General features: G+C 70.7%; 23 protein-coding genes and 1 pseudogene. 13 read left to right on the top strand and 11 right to left on the bottom strand.

Annotated features, from left to right (window positions below; translation table 11 throughout):
* The 3 genes from ACILQS_RS09045 to ACILQS_RS09035 form a co-directional block, all read right to left on the bottom strand.
* Nucleotides 1-650: NUDIX domain-containing protein (locus tag ACILQS_RS09045; RefSeq protein WP_395639795.1), on the bottom strand; the 650-nt coding region annotated here is incomplete at its 3' end.
* On the bottom strand, nt 647-2,818 hold the full coding sequence (locus tag ACILQS_RS09040) for an RNA degradosome polyphosphate kinase (RefSeq protein WP_395639794.1): 2,172 nt from the start codon (nt 2,816-2,818) through the stop codon (nt 647-649). The genes ACILQS_RS09040 and ACILQS_RS09045, both read right to left, overlap by 4 nt.
* Before the next feature lie 54 nt (nt 2,819-2,872).
* Nucleotides 2,873-3,220, bottom strand: coding sequence for a MerR family DNA-binding transcriptional regulator (locus ACILQS_RS09035; RefSeq protein ID WP_395639793.1), 348 nt, complete (start codon nt 3,218-3,220; stop codon nt 2,873-2,875).
* Nucleotides 3,221-3,277: 57 nt separating this feature from the next.
* Here ACILQS_RS09035 and ACILQS_RS09030 point away from each other — a divergent pair, with 57 nt between their 5' ends.
* Nucleotides 3,278-4,219: an alpha/beta hydrolase family esterase gene (locus ACILQS_RS09030; RefSeq protein WP_395639792.1), complete on the top strand. Its 942-nt coding sequence runs from the start codon at nt 3,278-3,280 to the stop codon at nt 4,217-4,219.
* Here the strand turns inward: ACILQS_RS09030 and ACILQS_RS09025 are convergent.
* Entirely contained in the window at nt 4,176-4,859 is a 684-nt protein-coding gene (locus tag ACILQS_RS09025; RefSeq protein WP_395639791.1) for a winged helix-turn-helix domain-containing protein, read from the bottom strand. The genes ACILQS_RS09030 and ACILQS_RS09025 overlap by 44 nt on opposite strands.
* A 100-nt stretch (nt 4,860-4,959) precedes the next feature.
* On the opposite strand from ACILQS_RS09025, the gene ACILQS_RS09020 reads away from it, so the two are divergent.
* The 5 genes and pseudogenes from ACILQS_RS09020 to ACILQS_RS09000 all read left to right on the top strand — a co-directional run bounded on the left by ACILQS_RS09020 (nt 4,960) and on the right by ACILQS_RS09000 (nt 8,096).
* Nucleotides 4,960-5,241 carry a hypothetical protein gene (locus tag ACILQS_RS09020; RefSeq protein ID WP_395639790.1) on the top strand — a complete coding sequence of 94 codons (282 nt, stop codon included), beginning with the start codon at nt 4,960-4,962 and terminating at the stop codon, nt 5,239-5,241.
* A gap of 115 nt (nt 5,242-5,356) precedes the next feature.
* A complete protein-coding gene (locus ACILQS_RS09015) occupies nt 5,357-5,962 on the top strand; it encodes an FABP family protein (RefSeq protein ID WP_395639789.1) in 606 nt (201 codons plus the stop codon).
* Nucleotides 5,952-6,203 (top strand): annotated as a pseudogene (locus tag ACILQS_RS09010) (folate-binding protein); the annotation flags it as partial. The gene ACILQS_RS09015 and the pseudogene ACILQS_RS09010, both read left to right, overlap by 11 nt.
* A 49-nt stretch (nt 6,204-6,252) precedes the next feature.
* On the top strand, nt 6,253-6,987 hold the full coding sequence (locus ACILQS_RS09005) for a YgfZ/GcvT domain-containing protein (RefSeq protein WP_395639797.1): 735 nt from the start codon (nt 6,253-6,255) through the stop codon (nt 6,985-6,987).
* Nucleotides 6,984-8,096 carry an aromatic acid exporter family protein gene (locus ACILQS_RS09000; RefSeq protein ID WP_395639796.1) on the top strand — a complete coding sequence of 371 codons (1,113 nt, stop codon included), beginning with the start codon at nt 6,984-6,986 and terminating at the stop codon, nt 8,094-8,096. Before ACILQS_RS09005 ends, ACILQS_RS09000 begins: the two co-directional genes overlap by 4 nt.
* A gap of 7 nt (nt 8,097-8,103) precedes the next feature.
* On the opposite strand, the gene ACILQS_RS08995 is transcribed toward ACILQS_RS09000, so the two are convergent.
* Entirely contained in the window at nt 8,104-8,895 is a 792-nt protein-coding gene (locus tag ACILQS_RS08995) for a class I SAM-dependent methyltransferase (RefSeq protein ID WP_395639788.1), read from the bottom strand.
* 23 nt (nt 8,896-8,918) lie between these two features.
* On the opposite strand from ACILQS_RS08995, the gene ACILQS_RS08990 reads away from it, so the two are divergent.
* Entirely contained in the window at nt 8,919-9,662 is a 744-nt protein-coding gene (locus tag ACILQS_RS08990; protein ID WP_395639787.1) for a phosphoglyceromutase, read from the top strand.
* Between the two features lies 1 nt (nt 9,663).
* Here ACILQS_RS08990 and ACILQS_RS08985 read toward each other — a convergent pair whose 3' ends face one another.
* Both ACILQS_RS08985 and phoU read right to left on the bottom strand, forming a co-directional pair.
* On the bottom strand, nt 9,664-10,428 hold the full coding sequence (locus ACILQS_RS08985; RefSeq protein WP_395639786.1) for a hypothetical protein: 765 nt from the start codon (nt 10,426-10,428) through the stop codon (nt 9,664-9,666).
* Between the two features lie 25 nt (nt 10,429-10,453).
* Nucleotides 10,454-11,107, bottom strand: coding sequence for a phosphate signaling complex protein PhoU (phoU, locus tag ACILQS_RS08980; protein WP_395639785.1), 654 nt, complete (start codon nt 11,105-11,107; stop codon nt 10,454-10,456).
* Between the two features lie 168 nt (nt 11,108-11,275).
* Here phoU and ACILQS_RS08975 point away from each other — a divergent pair, with 168 nt between their 5' ends.
* Nucleotides 11,276-12,436: a sensor histidine kinase gene (locus tag ACILQS_RS08975; protein WP_395639784.1), complete on the top strand. Its 1,161-nt coding sequence runs from the start codon at nt 11,276-11,278 to the stop codon at nt 12,434-12,436.
* Nucleotides 12,433-13,113, top strand: a complete 681-nt coding sequence (locus ACILQS_RS08970) for a response regulator (protein WP_395639783.1) — start codon at nt 12,433-12,435, stop codon at nt 13,111-13,113. Before ACILQS_RS08975 ends, ACILQS_RS08970 begins: the two co-directional genes overlap by 4 nt.
* 46 nt (nt 13,114-13,159) lie before the next feature.
* Here ACILQS_RS08970 and ACILQS_RS08965 read toward each other — a convergent pair whose 3' ends face one another.
* Nucleotides 13,160-13,702, bottom strand: coding sequence for a hypothetical protein (locus tag ACILQS_RS08965; protein ID WP_395639782.1), 543 nt, complete (start codon nt 13,700-13,702; stop codon nt 13,160-13,162).
* Between the two features lie 102 nt (nt 13,703-13,804).
* Between ACILQS_RS08965 and ACILQS_RS08960 the strand changes: the two genes are divergently transcribed.
* Together ACILQS_RS08960 and ispD are read left to right on the top strand one after the other, a co-directional pair.
* Complete coding sequence (locus ACILQS_RS08960) at nt 13,805-14,287, top strand: CarD family transcriptional regulator (RefSeq protein WP_395639781.1); 483 nt, start codon at nt 13,805-13,807, stop codon at nt 14,285-14,287.
* Nucleotides 14,288-14,303: 16 nt separating this feature from the next.
* Nucleotides 14,304-15,467 carry a 2-C-methyl-D-erythritol 4-phosphate cytidylyltransferase gene (ispD, locus tag ACILQS_RS08955; protein ID WP_395639780.1) on the top strand — a complete coding sequence of 388 codons (1,164 nt, stop codon included), beginning with the start codon at nt 14,304-14,306 and terminating at the stop codon, nt 15,465-15,467.
* A gap of 28 nt (nt 15,468-15,495) precedes the next feature.
* On the opposite strand, the gene ACILQS_RS08950 is transcribed toward ispD, so the two are convergent.
* A complete protein-coding gene (locus ACILQS_RS08950; RefSeq protein WP_395639779.1) occupies nt 15,496-15,966 on the bottom strand; it encodes a GNAT family N-acetyltransferase in 471 nt (156 codons plus the stop codon).
* Nucleotides 15,967-16,000: 34 nt separating this feature from the next.
* Here ACILQS_RS08950 and cysS point away from each other — a divergent pair, with 34 nt between their 5' ends.
* Both cysS and rlmB read left to right on the top strand, forming a co-directional pair.
* The gene (cysS, locus tag ACILQS_RS08945; protein ID WP_395639778.1) at nt 16,001-17,410 is read left to right on the top strand and encodes a cysteine--tRNA ligase; all 1,410 of its coding nucleotides are present in this window, start codon (nt 16,001-16,003) and stop codon (nt 17,408-17,410) included.
* Nucleotides 17,410-18,414 (top strand): 23S rRNA (guanosine(2251)-2'-O)-methyltransferase RlmB, encoded by a 1,005-nt coding sequence (rlmB, locus tag ACILQS_RS08940; protein WP_395639777.1) that lies wholly within the window; start codon nt 17,410-17,412, stop codon nt 18,412-18,414. Before cysS ends, rlmB begins: the two co-directional genes overlap by 1 nt.
* Before the next feature lies 1 nt (nt 18,415).
* On the opposite strand, the gene ACILQS_RS08935 is transcribed toward rlmB, so the two are convergent.
* A complete protein-coding gene (locus ACILQS_RS08935; protein ID WP_395639776.1) occupies nt 18,416-20,617 on the bottom strand; it encodes an MMPL family transporter in 2,202 nt (733 codons plus the stop codon).
* Nucleotides 20,618-20,622: 5 nt separating this feature from the next.
* On the bottom strand, nt 20,623-21,909 hold the full coding sequence (locus ACILQS_RS08930) for a DUF4032 domain-containing protein (RefSeq protein WP_395639775.1): 1,287 nt from the start codon (nt 21,907-21,909) through the stop codon (nt 20,623-20,625).
* Nucleotides 21,910-22,078: the final 169 nt, after the last annotated feature.

Below are 22,078 nucleotides of genomic sequence, written 5' to 3'. Positions count from 1 at the left end.
ACGGCGACCCCGGTGAGGCGGGCGGTCGGCGCGATCGTGGTCACGCAGCGCACCGCGGTCGACGAGACGAGCACCGTGGGCCGGAAGGCGGCGATGGCGGGGGCGACGCTGAGCGCCTGGTTCTCGCCGCGCGGCATGAGCGGGCGCGTCGCGTCGGGCCCCGCCCAGTCCTGAGGCGGCGCGGCCTTGCCGTGCCGCAGGGCGATGATGGCGAAGGTGCGGGCGCGGCCCTGCTCGTACAGTTCCGCGAAGCGCTCGACGATGTCGAGGTCGGCGGCGAAGCTCATGCGCTTGCGCGCCTTCTTCAGGCTGAACCAGGTGAGCTGCTCGATCTCGTCGTTGGCGACGAACGTCGAGTTCGCGATCGCCAGCGGATCGGCCGCCGCCGACCAGTAGTAGACCTTCTTCTCGCGCCCGTTGGGCATCACGTACTCGACGATCCCGAGCGGCGCGCCGAGTCCGACGACGAGCCCGGTCTCCTCGGCGATCTCGCGCACCGCGGTCTCGGGCAGAGTCTCACCCGGATCGAGCTTCCCCTTCGGCAGCGACGTGTCCTTGTGCTGCGTGCGGTGCACGACGAGGATGCGCAGTTTGCCCTTCGGGGTCACCTTCCAGACGACGGCACCGGCGGCGAGGACCGGGTCGGTCACCGTGAACCCGTGCGCTTGCGCGCCCCGATCTGCCTCATGAGTTCATTCTGGTGGTCGACCAGGGGTCGACCGTCCTCGTCGCGGTCGTGGCGCGTCCATTCGCCGTCCGCGCCGAGCCACCACGACGACGTTCCGTCGGACATCGCGAGGTCGAAGAGCTCCTCGAGCTCCGCGAGGTGCTCGGGGCGCGCGAGCCGGATGAGCGCTTCGACCCGGCGGTCGAGGTTGCGGTGCATCATGTCGGCGCTGCCGATGAAGACCTGCGGATCGCCGCCGTTCTCGAAGCGGAAGATGCGCGAGTGCTCGAGGTAACGACCGAGGATGCTGCGCACCCGGATGTTCTCGCTGAGGCCTTCGACGCCCGGGGTGAGCGAACAGATGCCGCGCACCCAGACATCCACTTTCACGCCCGCCTGACTCGCCCGGTAGAGGCCGTCGATGACGGCTTCGTCGACCATCGAGTTGACCTTGATCCGGATGCCGGCGGGCTTGCCCGCGCGCGCGTTCTCGGCTTCGCGGGCGATGTCCTTCAGGAGTCCCTTGCGCAGGTAGCGCGGCGCGACGAGCAGACGCTTGAACTTCTTCTCGATCGCGTATCCGGAGAGTTCGTTGAACAACCGGGTGAGGTCCTTGCCGACCGTGTCGTCGTCGGTGAGCAGGCCCAGGTCTTCGTAGATGCGGCTCGTCTTGGGGTTGTAGTTGCCCGTGCCGATGTGGCTGTAGTGCTTGAGTCGTCCGCCCTCCTGGCGGATGACGAGCGCGAGTTTGCTGTGGGTCTTGAGTCCGACGAGGCCGTAGACGACGTGAACGCCCGCCTTCTCGAGCTTGCGCGCCCAGCCGATGTTGGCCTGCTCGTCGAAACGCGCCTTGATCTCGACGAGGGCGAGCACGGCCTTGCCCGCCTCGGCGGCGTCGATCAACGCCTCGACGATCGGGCTGTCTCCGCTCGTGCGATAGAGGGTCTGCTTGATGGCGAGCACGTTCGGGTCGAGCGCCGCCTGCTCCAGGAACGCCTGCACGCTCGTCGCGAACGACTCGTACGGGTGGTGGAGCAGGATGTCGCCGCGGCTCACCGAGGCGAAGACATCCGGTCGCTCGTTGGGCTCGGTCGGCAGCAGGTTGACGCTCGTCGCCGGGACGTGCCGCGGGTACTTGAGCGCGGGCTTGTCGATCTTGGTGACCTCGAAGAGCCCGGACAGGTCGAGCGGCGCGGGGAGGCGGTAGACCTCCTGCTCGGTGATCTGCAGCTCCGACATGAGCAGCCCGAGGGTGACGTCATCCATGTCGTCGGTGATCTCGAGCCGGATCGGCGGACCGAACCGGCGACGCTGCAGCTCTTTCTCCAGCGCCGTGAGGAGGTTCTCGGCGTCGTCCTCCTCGACCTCGACGTCTTCGTTGCGGGTCACCCGGAACTCGTGGTGCTCGAGCACCTCCATCCCCGGGAAGAGCTCCTCGAGGTGGTTGGAGATGAGGTCTTCCAGGGGGATGAAGCGCAGCACCCCGGTGCCGTCGTCGGGCAGCTTCACGAAGCGCGGCAGGTTCGTCGGCACCTTGAGGCGCGCGAACTCCTCCTTGCCGGTCTTCGGGTTGCGCACCCGGATCGACAGGTTGAGCGACAGTCCCGAGATGTAAGGGAACGGGTGCGCCGGGTCGACCGCGAGCGGCATCAGGACCGGGAAGATCTGCCCCGAGAAGGTCTCGTCGAGAGCGACGCGGTCCCGCTCGTCGAGGTCGCTCCAGTTCTCGACGTGGACGCCCGCTTCGTCGAGGAGCGGCTTGAGTTCGCGGAACGCGCGCGCGTGCCGCTCCTGCAGGGTGTGCGCGCGCTGGCCGATGTCGCCGAGCACCTCGAGCGGCGCCCGGCCGATGTTCGTCGGCACGGCGATCCCGGTCGCGATGCGGCGCTTGAGGCCCGCGACCCGCACCATGAAGAACTCGTCGAGGTTGCTCGCGAAGATCGCCAGGAAGTTCGCGCGCTCGAGCAGGGGGACCAGCGGATCCTCGGCGAGTTCGAGCACCCGCTGGTTGAAGGCCAGCCACGAGAGCTCCCGATCGAGGAAACGGTCACCGGGAAGCTCGCTGTCGTCGACGAAGACCGGATCGTCGTCGTAGTCGTCGAGCAGATCCGCCGCGATCGTCGCGTCGCCGAGAGGGCTGTCGTCCACCATGGACCGATCATGCCAGGGTCCGCGTGAACGACGGATGAACGGGCGTCGGGACGGTCAGCGTGAGCGGTCGGCGAGGAACGCCGCGATCTGCGCCCGCGTCTGCGTCATCGTGCCGATCCGCCGATCGAGGTCGTCGAGGACCTCCGGGAGCCGGCGCTCGAGGTCCGCGTGCGCCGCGGCGCCGGCGGCGGGTCCGGAGCAGTTCACGACCGAGGCGACGATCTCGCGCGGGAACCCCATCCCGAACAGCAGATGGATGGTGGCCGCCCGATCGATCGCGGCGTCGTCGTACTCCCGGTAGCCCCCGTCGGTCCGACGAGCCGCGATGAGGTCGTGCTGCTCGTAGTACCGCAGCGACCGGGTCGAGACCCCGCTGCGGCGGCTGAGTTCCCCGATCAGCACGAACCGGACTCCGGTGGGCTTGACCTTGACATGATGTCAGACCTTAGCGTGCTCGCCATGAGCATCGACACCCCGCCCGCTGTCCGCACGAGCGTCGCCGCGGGCGGCCGCACGCGCACGCTCACCGTCGTCGGGGAGGGCGCCGCCGAGAACGCCCGCGCCCTCGTGCTGGTCTTCCATGGATCGCGCCAGACGGGGGACGTGCATCGCGCGTTCACCGGAGGCGCCCTCGACGACCTCGCCGCCGCAGGGACGGCCGTCGTGGCGTACCTCGACGGATATCGCGGCAACTGGAACGATGCACGGCGCGAGAGCAGGTTCCCGGCCCGCCGCGACGACGTCGACGATGTGGCCTTCGTCCGCGCCGCCGTCGCGCGGCTCGAGGGGACGCACGGGATCGATCCCGCGCGTGTGGTGGCGGTCGGCTTCTCCAACGGCGGCCAGTTCGTGATGCGTCTGCTCCACGAGGCCCCCGGTGAACTGGCCGCCGGAGTCGTGATCTCCGCCACGATGCCCGTCCCCGCGAGCTTCCTCGCGCCCGCGGGTGCCACCGCCCCGGAGCGTCGACCGGTCGTGCTGGTCGCCGGAACCCGCGATCCGATCATCCCTTTCGACGGCGGTGGGATGCGCTGGTGGGTACGGGCACTGTTCCGGATCGCGGGCTCCGCGCTGTCGGCGTCGGCGACGGCCGACTACTTCGCGCGCCGCAACGGCATCACCGCGCAGCCGGTCACGACGGAGATCCCGACGGGTCCGAACTCACGGGGCACTCGCACCGACCGCGTCGACCACCGCGAGCCCGGTCGTGCGCCGGTCACCCTGTACGTGGTGCACGGGGGCGGGCACGCGGTTCCGGGGCCGACGGCCGCTCCGGCACTCGTCGGGCGCACGTCGGGCGACATCTCGATGGCGGACGTCGTGCGCGAACTGCTCGAGCCGGCCGAAGCCGACGGGATCAGACGACCGGCGCCAACCGGTCCTCGTCCTCGTAGACGTTGAACCGGTAGCCGACATTGCGCACGGTGCCGATGAGCGACTCGAGGTCGCCGAGCTTGGCGCGCAGCCGCCGCACATGCACGTCGACCGTCCGGGTGCCGCCGAAGTAGTCGTAGCCCCACACCTCGCTGAGGAGCTGCTCTCGGGTGAAGACCCGCGACGGGTGGGTCGCGAAGAAGCGGAGCAGTTCGAACTCCTTGAAGGTGAGGTCGAGGGGACGACCGTGCACCTTCGCCGAGTAGGAGGCCTCATCGATGACGACGCCCGACGCCTGGATCTTGGAGCCCGTCTTCTCCTGGGCCAGCCGGCCGATGACGAGACGGATGCGGGCATCCACTTCGGCCGGTCCCGCCGACTCGAGGATGACGTCGTCGACGCCCCAGTCGGCGGAGACCGCGGTGAGCCCGCCCTCGGTCAGCACGAGCACGAGCGGCACGGTGACACCCGTCGTGTTGAGGATCTTGCACAGCGACTTGGCGCTCGCGAGGTCTTGGCGGGCGTCGACGAAGATGAGATCCGCGGTCGGCGCATTGATGAGCGATGCGGGTGCCGCGGGGATCGAACGCGTGCGATGGGAGAGGAGCCCGAGCGCAGGCAGGACGTCGCCATCGACCGCTGAGGTCAAGATGAGCAGCTGGGCCACGCGGAGTCCTCCAAAACGCCTACCCGACAGTGTACGGATACGGCGGAGGCTCTCGTCGCCCGGGCATCGCCCGCCCGCTGCGCTGTCGTAGTCTGGGCGGGTGTCCGCCCGATCGCGCAGCGTCCCTCCGGTGTGGCTCGTCGCTCTCGCCGGAGCGATCCTGGTCGGGGTGTTCGCGGGCGACCGGTTCCTCACCTGGATCCCGGTGGTCGCCGCGGGTGCCCTGCTGCTGACCTTCGTGATCCAGCTCTCCCTCCAGCGCAAGGAGGGGCTCGTCTCCCGCATCATCGCCAGCGTCGGGGGCGTGCTCGTGATCCTCGGCGTGACGACGGTCGTGCTGATCCTGCTTCACCCGACCTCACTCGGTAGGCTGTTCTCATGATGCTCGCCCTGGAACTCTTCTTCATCGGGCTTCTCGGGCTGGCGGTGCTCGCCATCGGCTTCGTCTCGCTCGTGGTGCTCTACAACCTCTTCCGCGGCCAGCGCTAGGCGTCCCCGTGTTCGAGCTCGACGCCGCACTGCCGGCCGAGATCGTCCCGCTCTCCTGGCTGCTCGGGGTGTGGGAGGGCACCGGTGTGATCGCCTACAAGGTGGGCGACGAGGTGCGCGAGCACGAGTTCGGTCAGCGCGTCGCGTTCACCCACGACGGCGGCCCGTACGTGCAGTACGCGTGCTCGACGTGGCTGGCGGAGGGCGACCAGGACGACCCCCGCATCCTGTTCTCGGAGATCGGGTACTGGCGCCTGTCGCGGCCGCTCGGCCCCGCCGACCCCGGCCCGGGGATGCTGCCCGGGGTGGGAGAACCGCTGTTCACGACCGCCGACTCGGTCGAGACCCTCCGCAACGCCCAGGGGTCGTTCGACATCCAGGTGTCGATCCTCCAGCCGGGGGGCGTGAGCGAGCTCTACCTCGGCACGGTCGACGGCCCGCGCATCGATCTCGGCACCGACGCGGTCGTGCGGTCGGCGGGGGCCAAGGAGTACGCCGCGGCGACCCGGCTCTACGGTCTCGTCGACGATCACCTGCTCTGGGCCTGGGACATCGCCGCGCTCGGCCAGGATCTGCGCACCCACGCGTCGGGGCGGCTCGCACGTGTCGATTAGCTCGTTCGCTTCCCGGGCCGGTGCTGTGGGCGACCCTCCCCAGCACTACGGCAACCCGCTCGGCGAGCAGCGCGCCCTGCTCGCCGGGGCTCTCGTCGACCTCTCCGATCGGGATGTCGTCACCGTCACCGGTCCCGACCGACTGACCTGGCTCGATTCGTTGCTCTCCCAGTCGCTCGCCCGCCTGGCGCCGGGGGAGTCGGCGGAGGCCCTCCTGCTCGACCCGAGCGGTCGCATCGAATACGTCGCGCGCGTCGTCGACGACGGCGAGACCGCCTGGCTGCTGATGGATGCCGGCACCGGCGCCGGACTCGCGGCCTTCCTCGACCGGCTGCGGTTCCTGCTGCACCGTCGCCACCCTCGGCGAGCCGCCGGTGCTCCCGGACGGCGTCGGCACCGTGACCTGGGTCGACCCGTGGCGCGCCGTCGTCGCCGGCGGCCACCAGTACGCCGTCGTCGCCGAGCACCCGGGCTCCGGATGGACGTATTCCGAGACACTCGTGCCGCGCTCCGAGCTGGGGCAGCTCGCCGACCGACCGGCCGCCGGCATCCTGGCTCTCGAGGCGCTGCGCATCGCGGCCTGGCGACCGCGTGCGGCGACCGAGCTCGACGCCACGTCGATCCCGCACGAGTTCGACTGGATCCGCTCGGCGGTGCACCTCGCGAAGGGCTGCTACCGCGGGCAGGAGACCGTCGCCAAGGTGCACAACCTCGGGCACCCACCGCGGCGCCTCGTGCTGCTGCACCTCGACGGCTCCGACAACGTCGCCGTCGCCGCGGGCGACGAAGTGTTCGACGGCGAGAAGCCCGTCGGCCGGATCACCGCGACCGGGACGCACTTCGAACTCGGGCCGATCGCGCTCGCTGTCGTGCGACGCTCCACCGACCCGGCGGCGACGCTGACGGTGACCGGACCCGACGGGTCGGCGGCCGCCGCGCAGGAGGTCATCGTGCCGACCGATGCCGGAGCCGAGGCCGACGTCCCGCGGCTGCCGCGGCTCGGAGCGGTGCGGCGGAACGCGTGACCCCCGCGGCCGACGGCGGCGCGCTGCGACGGCTCGAGCGTCGGATCGCCCTCCGGGCCCGCGTGCGCGACGGGGTCCGGCGGGTGTGGGGCTCGCTGCCCGCCATCCTGCAGATCATCGTCGCCGTGGTGATCTCGTATTCGATCACGCACTGGCTGCTGCTGCACCCGTTCCCCGTGCTCGCGATCACCGTCACGATCACCTCTCTCGGTCTGACCCGCGACGCCCGCCCGCGACGGGTCGCCGAGACCCTCCTCGGCATCGTGCTCGGCGTCGCCGTGAGCGAAGCGATCGCCCTCGTCGCCGGTACCGGCGTGTGGCAGCTCGCGGTCGTGCTGCTCGTGGTGTTCGTCGTCGGCCGGTTCGTCTCGCCCAATCCGCAGTTCGCCGTCGCCGCGGCGGTGCCGTCGGCCATCGTGCTGCTCCTGCCGGCGCCCGACGGCGTCTTCGGCCGCACCCTCGATGCCGTCATCGCCGGCGCCGTGGCGCTTCTCGTGACGGCCCTCATCCCGCGTGATCCCGGCCGCGCCGCTGCCCGCGACCGCCAGGTGATGTTCGCGATCCTCACCGAGTCGACGGAGTCGATCGCCCGCTCCCTGAGCGACGGCGACGAAGCCGCGGGGGAGCTCGCGCTCTCCCGCCTGCGCCGCGCGCAGCCGATGTTCGAGGCGTGGAGGCAGTCGCTCGACACTGCGATCGCCGTCGCCCGCATCTCGCCCTTCCTCCGCGGACGGCTCCCGGAGTTGCGGCGCGACGCCCGCGCCGTCGACGCCGTCGACCTCGCGACCCGGCACCTGCGCACGATCGCCCGGCGCAGCCACTACCTCGTGCGCGACGGCATCCCGCGCCCCGGTCTCGCCGACGCGGTCGGGGGAGTCGCGACCGGCATCCGGATGCTCGGCGAGGAACTGCGCGATCCGCAGGAGGCGGGCGCGGCGCGCTCCGTGCTCACCGATCTCGCCCGCCGACTCGACCCGGCCGTGCTCCTGCCCGACGCGGGGCTCGCCGATGCCGCCGCCCTGCTCCTGCTGCGCCCGCTCGTCGTCGACCTCCTCGTCGGCACCGGGATGCCCTACGACGCGGCGCGCGACCTGCTGCCCGAGGTCTGAGCGACCCTCAGGGCGCGGGTGCGACGGCGGCCCAGTCGAGGGTGAGTTCGCCGAGCCGCCAGCGCGCGCGGGAGCCGCGCACCGGCCAGCCGGCGTCCCGCAGTGAGACGACCACCGCCATCCAGCGCTGTCGCGGTCCGTACACCCCGAGCGGCGCGTGCGTCGCCCACAGCCGGTCGAGCGTCAGCAGCAGGTCGTGGATGCGCTCGCCCGCGACATTGCGGTGGATGAGCGCCTTCGGCAGCCGCTCGGCGACGATCGAGGGCGCCTCGAGACCGGCCAGGCGGAGCGAGATCGTGAAGGTGCGCGGCCCCTGCGCGTCGAGGCCGACCCACGACGCGACGCGGCCGATCTCGTCGCAGGTCCCCTCCACGAGCAGCCCCTCCGGGGCCAGGCGTTCGCGCATCGTCGCCCACGCCGCCGCGACCTCGGACTCGTCGTACTGGCGCAGCACGTTGAGGGCGCGGATGACGGCCGGCCGACGGCTCCCGGGCAGCGGCACTTCGAAGCCGCCGAGTCGGAACTCGACGCCGTCCCGCGTCGCCGCGTTCGCGATCCGCACCCGCTCCGGGTCGATCTCGATGCCGACGACCGCCACGTCGGGTCGTACAGCGGCGAGCCGGTCGCGCAGCTCGAGGGTCGTCGTCGCGCTCGCGCCGTAGCCGAGGTCGACGACCAGCGGATCGTCCGCCGTGCGCACGACCGGCTGCGCGGCGATCCACCTGTCGATCCGGCGGAGGCGGTTCACGTTCGTCGTGCCGCGGGTGATGCGGCCGACGGGGCGATCCATGCCGCCCATTCTCGCGTCGATAAGCTCGGGGCATGAGCACGCTGATCCTCCTCCGCCATGGCAACTCCGACTGGAACCAGAAGAATCTGTTCACCGGATGGGTCGATGTGCGGCTCTCGGAGCAGGGCGTCACCGAGGCCAAGCGCGCCGGGGAACTGCTGGCGGAGTCCGGCCTCACCCCGCACATCCTCTACACGAGCCTGCTCACCCGCGCGATCCAGACCGCGAACCTCGCCCTCGACGTCGCCGACCGCGCCTGGATCCCGGTGAAGCGCTCCTGGCGTCTCAACGAGCGCCACTACGGCTCGCTCCAGGGACTCGACAAGGCCGAGACGCTCGCCAAGTACGGTCCCGAGCAGTTCCAGACCTGGCGCCGCTCGTTCGACGTGCCGCCGCCGCCGCTCGCCGACGACGCCGAGTGGTCGCAGGTGGGCGACGAGCGGTACGCCGACATCCCGGATGCCGACCTCCCGCGCACCGAGAGCCTCAAGCTCGTGATCGACCGGATGCTGCCCTACTGGGAGTCGGACATCACGAAGGACCTCGCCGTCGGCAAGACCGTCCTCGTCACCGCGCACGGCAACTCGCTGCGCGCCCTCGTGAAGCACCTCGACGGCATCCCCGACGACGAGATCGCGGAGCTCAACATCCCGACCGGCATCCCGCTCGTCTACGACCTGGATGACGCCTTCCGCCCGACGGCACCGTCGCGCTACCTCGACCCCGAGGCGGCCGCCGCCGGGGCCGCCGCCGTCGCGGCGCAGGGCAAGAAGTAGGTCAGGGCGCGGGCGGCAGCACGGCTCGGGCGTTGCACCCGCCTTCGCCGGGCAGCAGGTCCGACGCCGGCAGGCCGTAGGTCTGGATCGTGCCGTCGGCGCGGCGCAGCCCCATGAGGCAGCTGGGCTGACGCGGCACGAAGACGGAGACCGCGAGCTCACCGTCCTGCTCGTCGACGTCGAGCACGAACCCCTCGTCGGGGAACTGCTCGGCGAGCAGCGCGCGGGCGTCGGCGGCGGTCGCGACGGCGAGCACGGCCCGGATGCGGTCCTCGCCGTCGCCGGGCATCTCGAGCAGGTCGTCGGGCTGCGGGTCGGTCAACGGCCCGTCGGGGCACTCGGTGCTGCTGCGCTCGACGGCGCCCTGCCACTCCGGGATGGCGCGCACGACGAATCGCCAGCACCGCGTCGCGACGGCCTCTTCGCGTTCGCGGCTGAAGCCGCCGGACGAATACGGGAGAACGTGCACGTCGATGCGCACCGAGAAGGTCGCCCCCTCGTCATCCCCGGAGTCGCCCGACCAGTCGTACGCGTCGAACCGGTAGTCGACCTGGGGGGCGTCGGGAAGACGCGGCGCGTCGATCGCCGACCAGGCGAGGTGCTCGCCGCTCAGCGGCTCCGGGTACTGGGCGGGCGCGATGTCGTCCGCCATCGCGATCGCGATCCGGTCGGCCAGGTCGGCCGCTCGTGACTCACCGGACGGGACGCATCCGGCGAGGACGACGACGGTCGCGACCGCCAGCGTGCCGGCGAGGGCCCTGATCATGCCGCCAGGGTAACCCGAATGGTCCTCAGCTGTCCGAAGGGATCCAGTCGCCGGTCGCGAGGTAGAGCACCTTCTTCGCGATCGACACCGCGTGGTCCGCGAAGCGCTCGTGGTAGCGGGAGGCGAGGGTCGAGTCGACCGTGTCGACGGCCTCGCCCTTCCAGCTCTCGCCGAGCACCATGTCGAAGACCGAGAGGTGGAGGGCATCCACCTTGTCGTCTTCGTTGCGGATCGCCTCGGCGATCGCGGTGTCCTGCGTGCGGAGGAGTTCGGTGAGCATCCGGGCGATCTCGACGTCGAGGCGGCCCATCTCGACGAAGGTCGGGCGCAACTTCTTCGGCACGACCTTCTCGGGGAAGCGGTAGCGCGCGAGCTGCGCGATGTGGGTCGACATGTCGCCCATGCGCTCGAGCGAGGCGCTGATGCGCAGCGCGCTGACGACGATGCGGAGGTCGCGGGCCACCGGCTGCTGGCGGGCCAGGATCTGGATGGCGAGCTCGTCGAGTTCGAAGCACGCGGCGTCGATGCGGTCGTCTTCGGCGATGACCGTCTCGGCGAGCGTCACGTTCGACTCGTTGAACGCCTGGGTGGCCTTCTCGATCGATTCGGCCACGAGGGACGCGATCTCGACCAGCCGGTCCTGCACTTCCCGCAGCTCCTGCTGGAACACCTCGCGCATTTCGACGTCCTCTCGTTTCGCGGGCAGCGTCGAACCGCCCGAACGCAGGCCACGCTGCCTGTCGCAGGTTAACGCCCGGTGTCGGACGACTGAACTCTCCGGGGCTCATGCCCGCAGATCCGGCGACCCGACGGTCACCGGGTTCACCGTGCGCCCTAATCTAGTCGCATGGACCAGGCCTGGCTCGTGCCGGTCGCCATCGCGTTCGGATTCGTCCTCGGTGCCGGCTCCGCCGCCGCGATCGTCGCCGCGCATCGTCGCGGGCAGCGCGCGGTCGCGGTCATCACGCCCACCGTGCCCGAAGGGGCCGACGAGGTCATCGACTCGCTCGAGTCGGCGGGAATCGTGCTCGACTCCTCGAACAACGTGCTCAAGGCCTCGACGGGAGCGCTCGCCTTCGGCCTCGTCTGGAACCAGGCGCTCGTGCATCCCGAAGTGGTCGGGCTCGTCGACACCGTGCGCCGCAGCGGGGAGCCCATCGCCCGCGAACTGCACCTGTCGCGGGGCCCGTTCGGCGAGGCATCCCTCCACATCTTCGTGCGCATCGCCCCGCTCGGCACCCGGTTCGTGCTCGTGCTCGCCGAGGACCGTACCGAGTCGTACCGCCTCGAGGAGGTGCGCCGCGACTTCGTGGCGAACGTCAGCCACGAGCTGAAGACCCCGATCGGTGCGGTCAGCCTGCTCGCGGAGGCGCTCGAGCACGCGGCGGACGAACCCGAGCAGGTGAAGCGCTTCGCGAAGCGGCTGTCGATCGAGGCCGATCGACTCGCCAGGATCAGTCACGAGATCATCGAACTGAGCCGGCTCCAGGCATCCGACGTGCTGCAGAAGGCCGAGATCGTGGACATGGACACCGTCATCGCCCAGGCCGTCGACCGCAACCGCGTGGCCGCCGAGAAGCACCGCATCACCCTCGTGAGCGGCGGGGATGCCGGCGCCGAGGTGTTCGGTGACGCGGGGCTGCTCGTCACCGCGGTGCACAACCTCGTCGCCAACGCCATCCAGTACTCGCCCGACAACTCGCGCGTCGGGGTCGGGGTCAGTCACTCGGACGGCGTCGTCGAGATCGCGGTGACCGATCAGGGCGTCGGCATCCCGGAGTCGGAGCGCGACCGCGTGTTCGAGCGCTTCTTCCGCGTCGACTCCGCCCGCAGCCGCAACACCGGGGGCACCGGCCTCGGCCTCGCCATCGTCAAGCACGTCGTGCAGAACCACGGCGGTGACGTGCGGGTCTGGTCGCACCCCGGCAGTGGCTCCACCTTCACCATCCGCCTACCCGAGGCCGCCAGTACGCCGGCCGCATCGATCACCCTCGGAGCAACCCCGTGACGCGCATCCTCATCGTCGAAGACGAGCCCTCCCTCTCGGAGCCGCTCTCGTTCCTCCTGCGTCGGGAGGGCTACGAGACCGAGGTCGCCGAAGACGGCCGGGCCGCGCTCGCCGCATTCGACCGCGCCGGCGCCGACCTCGTGCTGCTCGACCTCATGCTGCCGGGGCTGTCGGGCACCGAGGTCTGCCGCGAGATCCGCACCCGTTCGGCGGTGCCGATCATCATGCTGACCGCGAAGGACAGCGAGGTGGACATCGTCGTCGGACTCGAACTCGGCGCCGACGACTACGTCACGAAGCCCTATTCGGCGCGCGAACTGCTCGCTCGCATCCGCGCGGTGCTGCGCCGCCACACCGACGTCGGCGACGACGACACCGGCATCGTCGAGGCGGGCACCGTGCGGATGGATGTCGAGCGCCACTCCGTCTCGGTGCGCGGCGCCGAGGTGGCGATGCCGCTCAAGGAGTTCGAACTGCTCGAGCTGCTCATGCGCAACGCCGGCCGGGTGCTCACCCGCGGGCAGCTGATCGACCGGGTGTGGGGGTCGGACTACTTCGGCGACACCAAGACGCTCGACGTGCACATCAAGCGCATCCGCTCGAAGATCGAGGACGAGCCGTCCGACCCGAAGCTGCTGCTCACGGTGCGCGGCCTCGGCTACCGGTTCGAGGCGTAGGCCGCCTCGAACGTCGGGCCGCCTCGAAGCCGTGCGGCCCGCGGGCTTACGGCGCCGGGGTCTCCGTCGGCGCGAGGGTCTCGCCGGGGATGAGCGTCTGCGTGGGGGTCGGAGTCGGCGTGGGCGTCGGAAGCAGCCCGTCGTACTCCTCGAACGCGGTGTCGAGCACCGGGATGTCGGCCTGCTTGCCCGACCGGTCGCCGTACTGGAAGTAGATCTTCAGCAGGGCTCCGGGCGGGGTGTCGATCTCGGGCAGGAACACCTGGTCGCCGCGCCCGCCGAGGAAGACGGTCTCGCCGGCGGGGACCTCGATCTCGACATCGACCTTGTCGCCGCCCGAGACGTACTGGAGCATGAGGTCGACGTCGTCGCCGCTCGTGTTGACCGCAGCGCCGGTGAAGTTGCCGTCCTGGCCGTCCTCGGTGAACACGAGAGCGTTGATGATGCGCACCTCGCCGACCGTGACGCTGACGCCGTCGCTCGCGTCGTAGGGGAACTGGGTCTGCGCTTCGACGAAGGCGTAGCAGCCGGTCAGCGCGAGGGCGAGGGCAGAGGCGGCGGCGATGATCGCCCCGGAACGGATTCTCACGGTTGCAGCCTACCCGGCGCCCGCGGTGAGGGGGCACTTAGGCGACCCTCAGCCGCCAGCCTGGCCGTGGTAGACTGGCAAGTCTGCGGAAGGAACAACTGCATGCTTTTCGAGGTCGGCGAAACCGTCGTTTACCCCCATCATGGCGCTGCCACGATCATCGAGGTCAAGAACCGCACGATCCGGGGTGAAGAGAAGCTGTACCTGAAGCTCAACGTGACGCAGGGCGACCTCACCATCGAGGTGCCGGCCGACAACGTCGACCTCGTCGGCGTCCGTGACGTCATCGGCAAGGAGGGCCTCGACCGCGTGTTCGAGGTGCTGCGCGCTCCGTTCACCGAGGAGCCCACCAACTGGAGCCGCCGTTACAAGGCGAACCTCGAGAAGCTCGCCTCCGGCGACGTCATCAAGGTCTCCGAGGTCGTGCGCGACCTGTGGCGTCGCGACCAGGACCGCGGCCTGTCGGCCGGCGAGAAGCGGATGCTCGCGAAAGCCCGTCAGATCCTGATCTCCGAGCTGGCACTCGCCGAGAAGACCGACGAAGAGAAGGCCTCGACGGTTCTCGACGAGGTCCTCGCCTCCTAACCGGAGCCGACAGAAGATGACCCCGGTGCTCGGGATCATCGTCGTCGCCGCGGGGAGCGGCAGCCGGCTGGGTGCTCCCGAGCCGAAGGCGTTCGCCTCGCTGCGCGGCGTGCCGATCCTCGAACGCGCCCTGCACGGGGTCTTCGAGTCCGTCGAACCCGCCCAGATCGTCGTCGTCGCACCCGCGTCGCATCTCGCCGCCGCCCGCTCGATCGCCGACCGTGTCGCGGGAGCGGCATCCGCCTCGGTCTCGGTCGTCGTCGGGGGCGAGACCCGCCAGTCCTCGGTCGCCGCCGGACTCGCGGCGCTCAGCCCCGACGTCTCGACGGTGCTCGTGCACGACGCCGCCCGCGCCCTCACCCCGCCGTTGCTGTTCGACCGCGTCGTGCGCGCCGTGCGGGAGACCGGGGGCGGGATCATCCCGGCGCTGCCGGTGACCGACACGATCAAGCGCGTGGGACCTGACGCCGAGGTGCTGGGCACGGTCGACCGCAGCGACCTCGTGCACGTGCAGACGCCGCAGGGCTTCCCGCGGGCGGAGCTCGCCGTCGCCTATGCCGCGGCGCAGGACGACCACACCGACGACGCCGCCCTCTTCGCGGCCGCCGGCCACCGGGTGTCCACCGTCGAGGGCGAGGCCCGCGCGTTCAAGATCACCACCCCGTGGGACCTCCGCCGCGCCGAGAACGTCCTCGGGGCGCAGACCGCCGGCCTCCGCGTCGGGACGGGCGTCGACGTGCACGCCTACGACGAGTCGGCGCCGCTCTGGCTGGGCGGGCTCTACTGGGGCGGCGAGCCGGGTCTCGCCGGGCACAGCGACGGGGATGCCGTGCTCCACGCGATCTGCGACGCCCTGCTCTCGGCCGCCGGACTCGGCGATCTCGGCAGCCGCTTCGGCACCGCCGACCCGCGATTCGCCGACGCCGCCAGCGAGGTGTTCGTGCGCGAGACCCTCGCGCTCGTGCGCGGCGCCGGGTTCGAGGTCGTCAACGTCGCCGTGCAGATCGTCGGCGTGCGCCCGAAGATCGCGCCGCGGCGCAGCGAACTGGAGGCGCGGCTGTCGGGGCTGCTCGGGGCGCCGGTCACGATCGGGGCGACGACGACCGACGGCCTCGGGTTCACCGGTCGCGGCGAAGGGGTCGCGGCGCTCGCGACGGCGCTGCTCACCGCATCCGTCTGAGCCGGTCTCGACACGCGCGCTTTGCGCGCTACTCGACCACCGAGAGTGTCATGAAGACCGAGAAAGGGTTCTCGCGGTAATCGGCGAAGGGGCCGCACTCGACGAACCCCTCCGCCTCGTAGAGGCGACGAGCGGGGACGAAGTCCTCGGTGCTCCCGGTCTCGAGCCACAGGGTCTTCATGCCGCGGGTCCGGGCCTCGGCCACCAGGTGCCGCAGCATCGCGCGGCCGGCGCCCGTGCCGAGATACGCGTCGGCGACCCGCATCGACTTCAGCTCGCCGTTCTGCGGGTCGAGCTGCTTCAGCGCGCCGATCGCGACCACCTCGTCACCGAGCGTCGCGGCGAAGAACGTGACGTCAGGATGCCGCAGCCCGTCGACGTCGAGCGCGAACACGCTCTCGGCCGGACTCGACGCGTGCATCCCCGCGAGGTGGTGGGCGACGAGGGCGCGGGTGGCGGAGCCGGCGAGGTCGTCGACGGCGAACACGAGGTCGGGCACGTCACGAGAATACGAGCCCGGGTACCCTTGGGCGGTGAGCATCCGACTGTACGACTCGAAGGCCCAGGCCCTCGTCGACTTCACCCCGCGCGAGGCGGGGAAGGTCGGGATGTACGTCTGCGGTCCCACGGTGCAGTCGAGCCCGCACATCGGGCACCTGCGCAGCGCCCTCGCCTACGACCTCTGGCGCCGGTGGTTCACCTACCGCGGACTCGACGTGACCTTCGTGCGCAACGTCACCGACATCGACGACAAGGTGCTCGACAACGCGTCCGAGAAGGAGCCGTGGTGGGCCGTCGCCTACCGGGTCGAGCTCGAGTTCACGCGCGGGTACACGGCGCTGGGCATCCTGCCCCCGACCTACGAACCGCGCGCCACGGCGAGCATCCCCGGCATGCAGGAGCTGATCGCCGAACTGATCGCGAAGGACCACGCGTACATCGCCGACGACGGCACGGGCGACGTGTTCTTCTCGGTCGCCTCCTGGTCGGAGTACGGAGTGCTCACCAACCAGCGGCCCGACGACATGGCCGATTCCGCCGACGCCGCGACGCGCGGCAAGCGCGACCCCCGCGACTTCGCCCTCTGGAAGGGCACCAAGCGCAGGGAGCCCGACTCGGCGTCGTGGAACTCGCCCTGGGGGCCGGGACGTCCGGGATGGCACATCGAGTGCTCCGCGATGTCGCGTCGGTACCTCGGACCCGCGTTCGACATCCACGGGGGCGGGCTCGACCTGCGTTTCCCGCACCACGAGAACGAGCTCGCGCAGAGCACGGCGGCGGGGGATGCCTTCGCCACGCACTGGGTGCACAACGGCCTCGTCGTCGTCGAGGGTCAGAAGATGTCGAAGTCGCTCGGCAACTCGATCTACGCGGCCGAGTTCCTCGCGGCGGCACGGCCGGTCGTCGTGCGGTACTACCTCGGCAGCGCGCACTACCGCTCGTCGATCGACTACCACCCCGGATCCCTCGTCGAAGCCGAGGCGGCGTACTCCCGCATCGAGGGGTTCCTCGCGCGGGCGGCGGCGGCCGTCGAGGCGACGCCCGAGGTCGAGCAGACCGGCGCGTTGCCGGTGCCCGACGCGTTCGCGATGGCGATGGACGACGACCTCGGGGTGCCGCAGGCGCTCGGGGTGCTGCACGAGACGGTGCGGCAGGGCAACGCCGCCCTCGATGCCGGCGATGTCGCCCGGGCGGCCCGCCTGCGGGCCGAGGCACTCGCCATGCTGGGAGTTCTCGGGCTCGACCCGGCAGAATGGACCGTCTCGACACAGGGGGCAGCGGCGGATGCCGTGCTCGGCTCGCTCGTCGAACAGCTGATCGGGGAGCGCGAAGCCGCCCGATCGAGCAAGGATTTCGCCGCGGCCGATCGGGTCCGCGACACGTTGGCCGCGGCCGGGGTCGTTCTCGAAGACACCCCCACCGGCCCGAAATGGAGTATCTGATGGTCAAGCCCGGACGTCCCGGAGCACGCGGCAACAAGAAGGGTCCGACGGTCGGCACCGGCGGTCACGGTCGGCAGAAGCTCGAGGGGAAGGGCCCGACGCCCAAGGCGACCGACCGCAGCTGGCACGTCGCCGGCAAGCGGAAGGCCGCGCAGGAGCGTCTCGAGGCTGCCCGCTCGAAGTACAACAAGGGCGGCGCCGACGGTGGGGCCGGCAAGCCGGCGCAGCAGCGCCGCGCTCCGAAGAAGGAGGGCGACGCCGAAGTGGTCACCGGCCGCAACTCGGTCGTCGAAGCCCTGCGCGCGAAGATCCCCGCCACGACGCTCTACATCGCGACGCGCCTGGAGATGGACGACCGCGTCAAGGAGTCGCTCTCCCTCGCGGCGAAGCGCAACATCCCGGTGCTCGAGGTGATGCGTCAGGAGATCGATCGGATGTCGGGCCCCGACTCCGTGCACCAGGGGATCGCGCTCAAGGTGCCGGCGTACGAATACGCGCACCCGCTCGAGCTGCTCGACAAGATCGAGAGCCGCGGGCAGGTGCCGCTGCTCGTCGCCCTCGACGGCATCACCGACCCGCGCAACCTCGGTGCGATCGTGCGCTCGATCGCCGCGTTCGGCGGCCAGGGCGCGATCGTGCCGCAGCGTCGGAGCGTCGGGATGACGGCATCCGCCTGGAAGACGTCGGCCGGCGCCGCCTCCCGGATCCCGGTCGCGATGGCGTCGAACCTCACCCAGACGCTCAAGGAGCTGAAGTCCCGCGGCGTCTTCGTGCTCGGCCTCGACGGCGGCGGCGACGTGTCGCTGCCCGGGCTCGAACTCGCGAAGCAGCCGATCGTGCTCGTCGTCGGCAGCGAGGGCAAGGGCCTGTCGCGACTCGTCACCGAGACCTGCGACGCGGTCGTCAGCATCCCGATCTCGTCCGACACCGAGTCGCTCAACGCCGGCATCGCCGTCTCGGTGAGCCTCTACGAGATCGCGAAGCTCAGAGCCGCGAAGAAGTAGCTCAGTCCGACAACCCGAAGCGCGCGTGCAGGCGCTTCAGCGGACGCGGCGCCCACCACAGGATGCGACGCTGCCAGGTCATGAACGCGGGCACGAGCAGGCAGCGCACGATCGTGGCATCCAGCAGCACGGCGAACGCGAGCGCGACACCGAGCTGCTTGATGATCATGAGATCCCCGGTCGCGAAGCCGGCGAACACGACGATGATGATGAGCGCCGCCGAGGTGATGATGCGACCCGAACGCTGCAACCCGAGCGCGATCGCCTCGGTGTCGGAGGCGCCGGCGTCGCGGCGTTCTTTCACGCGCGACAGGATGAACATCTCGTAGTCCATCGCCAGCCCGAAGCCGAAGACGAAGGTCAGCAGCACCACGAGGGTGTCGACGCCGTAGACGTTCGCGGGGTCGAAGCCCATGAGCCCGGCGAACGCGCCGTCCTGGAAGCCCCAGACGAGCAGGCCGATCGAGGCGCCGAGCGACAGCGCGCTCGCGAGCAGCGCCTTGAGCGGGATGACGAGCGACCCCGTCATCAGGAAGAGCAGCAGCACGGTGCCGAGTGAGATCACCCCGGCCGCCCACGGGATGCCGCTGGTCAGCGATTCGGAGAAGTCGACGGTGCGGGCATCCGCTCCCGTCACCCAGTGCTCGAAGGCGGGCGGCTCGGCGCGGATCGCGCGCACGACGCCGCTGCCGGTCTTGCTCTCGACGACCACGGAGGTCTGCCAGACGTCGTTCACCGCGATCGGGATGCCGACCGACTCGACGTTCGGCAGGCGCTCCACGTCGGCGGCCCAGGTGAGGGCGTCGTCCTCGGTGCGGATGACGAGCGAGACACGGGGATCGGCGGCCTGCGGGAACTCCTCGGTGAGCGTCGTCACGAACGGGTACTGGTCGGAGGAGACCGGGATCGAGTCGACCGCGGTGTTCGCCAGCCGCAGCCCCAGCGCCGGTGCCGCGAGCAGCAGCAGGACGGCGAACGCCCCGAGGGTGATGATCGCGGGATGGCGCTGGATGCGACGGGTCAGCTTCGAGAAGAAGCCCTCGTCGGGCGCGACATCGCCGAAGCGCGTGAGCAGTCGGCCGACGCCGGGGAGACGCGTGAGCAGTCCGGGGCGTGCGAGCCGCTCGCCGCTGAGCGCGAGCAGAGCGGGGAGCAGGGTCAGCGCGGACGCGATCGAGATCACGGTGACCGACAGCGCCCCGAGACCGATCGCCTTGACGATGTCGGGTTCGAAGAACAGCAGACCGAGGCCGGCGATCGCGAACACGGTGCCCGAGTAGGCGACCGTGCGTCCGGCCGTTTCCGCGGTGCGCACGATCGCGGCGAGGCGGTGCTCGCGGGTGCGTTCTCCGGCATCCTGGCGGTACTCCTCGCGGAATCGCGACACGATGAGCAGTCCGTAGTCGATCGAGAGGCCGAGCCCGACGGCGGTGACGACGTTCACGACGGTGGTGTTGACGTCGAGCAGATGGGTGAACCCGAAGAGCGCGCCGAGGCCGCCGAGGATCGACACGATCGCACCCAGCAGCGGCATCCCGGCGGCGAGGAAACCGCCGAACACGACGAGCATCACCAGCAGCGCGATCGGCAGCGCGACCGCTTCGCCTCGTTGGAGGTCGCTCTCCGAGGTCGCGATGATCGACTCCACCAGCAGGTCGGAACTGCCGACCTCGGCGATCGCCGCGGGAGAGGCATCCCGGATGTCGTCGGCGGCTTCGCGCAGCTCGTGGATGACGCCGTCGATGTCGCCGCCGGCGGGAACCTCCGCGACGAGCAGCACACCGTCGCCGTCCTCGGCGAAGAGGCCGGCCACGCGCGGGTCGCGGCCGCCGTCGGGGAGCAGGGGAAGCGCCAGGGGGTTGCCGAGCGTCGCGTCGGGGATCTCGGCGATCCGTTCGCCGAGGTCCTCGACGATCGCGCCGAACACGGGATCGGCGACGTCGAGCCCGTGCACGAGCAGCGTCGCGCTCTCGGCATCCGTGCCCGCCAGGAGGTCGTCGGCTTCCGCGCTCTCCCCGTTCGACCAAGAGCCGCCGTCGCTGCCGAGCCGGTCGAACAGGTCCTCGCCGGTGACCCCGACGAGCGCGACGGCGATCGCCGTTCCGAGCACGACGGCCCAGGCGGCGAGGGTGCGGAACGGATGGCGCGCGGAGGCCCCGCTGAGTCGAGCGAGGGCGCCGCGGGGGGCGGGGGAGTCGGTCATCGCCGTCAGACCTTGTCGCGCCAGTTCTCGATCACGCCCGTCGGGGCGGTGATCGCCGCGAACGACCCCGTCGCCGGGCCGACGACGGTCATTTCGTCGCGACGGTGGCGCAGCACGGTGTCGATGTAGGAGGTGAGCGCCTCGGCGAGCGGCACGTTGCGCTTCTCGTCCTGCGAGCGGTACCAGCGGTGCTCGAGCAGTTGGTGGAACACCTCGGCGGGTTCGAGCTTGCCGCGCAGCTCCCGCGGGATGGAGCGCACGACGGGTTCGAACACCCGCGCGAGCCACTCGTGGGCGACCTCCTCCTCGTCGCCGCCCTCCCGGCCGCCCGACGTGCGGTAGGCGTCGAGGTCGTTGAGCAGGCGCCGGGCCTGGTTCTCCCCGGCGTCGAGCCCGGTGAGCCGCAGCAGGCGGCGGGAGTGGTGGCCGGCATCCACGACCTTCGGTTGGATGCGCACCTTCGCGCCGGTCTCGTCGCGGCTGATCGCGAGCTCTTCGATGTCGAAACCGAGCTCGTTGAGGCGTTCGACGCGACGGGCGATGCGCCAGCGCTCGCTCTCCGGGAACGACTCGGATGCCGTGAGCTCGGTCCACAGCTCGCGATACGAGGCGACGATGCGGTCGGCGACGGTGACGGGGTCGACGTCCTCGTCGAGCTTGCCGCCGGCCTGGAGGTCGAGCAGCTCGCCGGCGATGTTGATGCGGCCGATCTCGAGGTCCTGGTCGCGCTGGCCGTCACTCAGCCGGCCGTCGTGGAGCTTCCCGGTCTCGGCGTCGACGAGGTAGGCCGCGAACGCGCCGGCATCCCGTCGGAACAGGGTGTTCGACAGCGACACGTCACCCCAGAAGAAGCCGGCGACGTGGAGGCGGGCGAGCAGCACCGCGAGGGCGTCGACGAGCCGCGTCGCCGTGTCGGGGCGCAGCGACTGCGAGTAGATCGCGCGGTAGGGGAGCGAGAACCGCAGGTGCCGGGTGACCAGCACCGGCGCGAGCGCTTCGCCGTCGGCCGCCGTGCGGTTGGTGATGACGGCGACCGGCTCGACGCACGGCATGTCGAGACGGTTGAGGGTGCGCAGCAGGTCGTACTCGCGCTGCGCCATCTCCTCGGTCGTCTCCTTGACCGCGAGCACATGCTCGCCGAGGCGGACGAAGCGTACGAGGTGCCGCGAGATGCCCTTCGGCAGCGCCGCGATCGTCTCGTCGGGCCACAGCTCGAGCGGCAGATCCCACGGCAGGTCGAGCAGGGCCGGGTCGGGGACGGCCGAGGTGATCGACAGGGCGGCGGAGCTCACCCGATGAGCCTAGGACGCCGGGTCGGCTTTCCGTTTTCAGGAGATTGTGGTGGTGAAGTGGTCGGGCGTGACGGGCGTGGTCCGAATCAGGGGCTCGCCACCGAATCCTCCCGAAAACGGAAAGTCAACGGAGGTGCTCGAGTGCCGAGAAGATGTCGGCGAGGCATCC

Source organism: Pseudolysinimonas sp., from assembly GCF_044239695.1.
In the GTDB taxonomy this organism is placed as follows: domain Bacteria; phylum Actinomycetota; class Actinomycetes; order Actinomycetales; family Microbacteriaceae; genus Pseudolysinimonas_A.
This window is presented reverse-complemented; position numbering and strand designations above follow the sequence as displayed.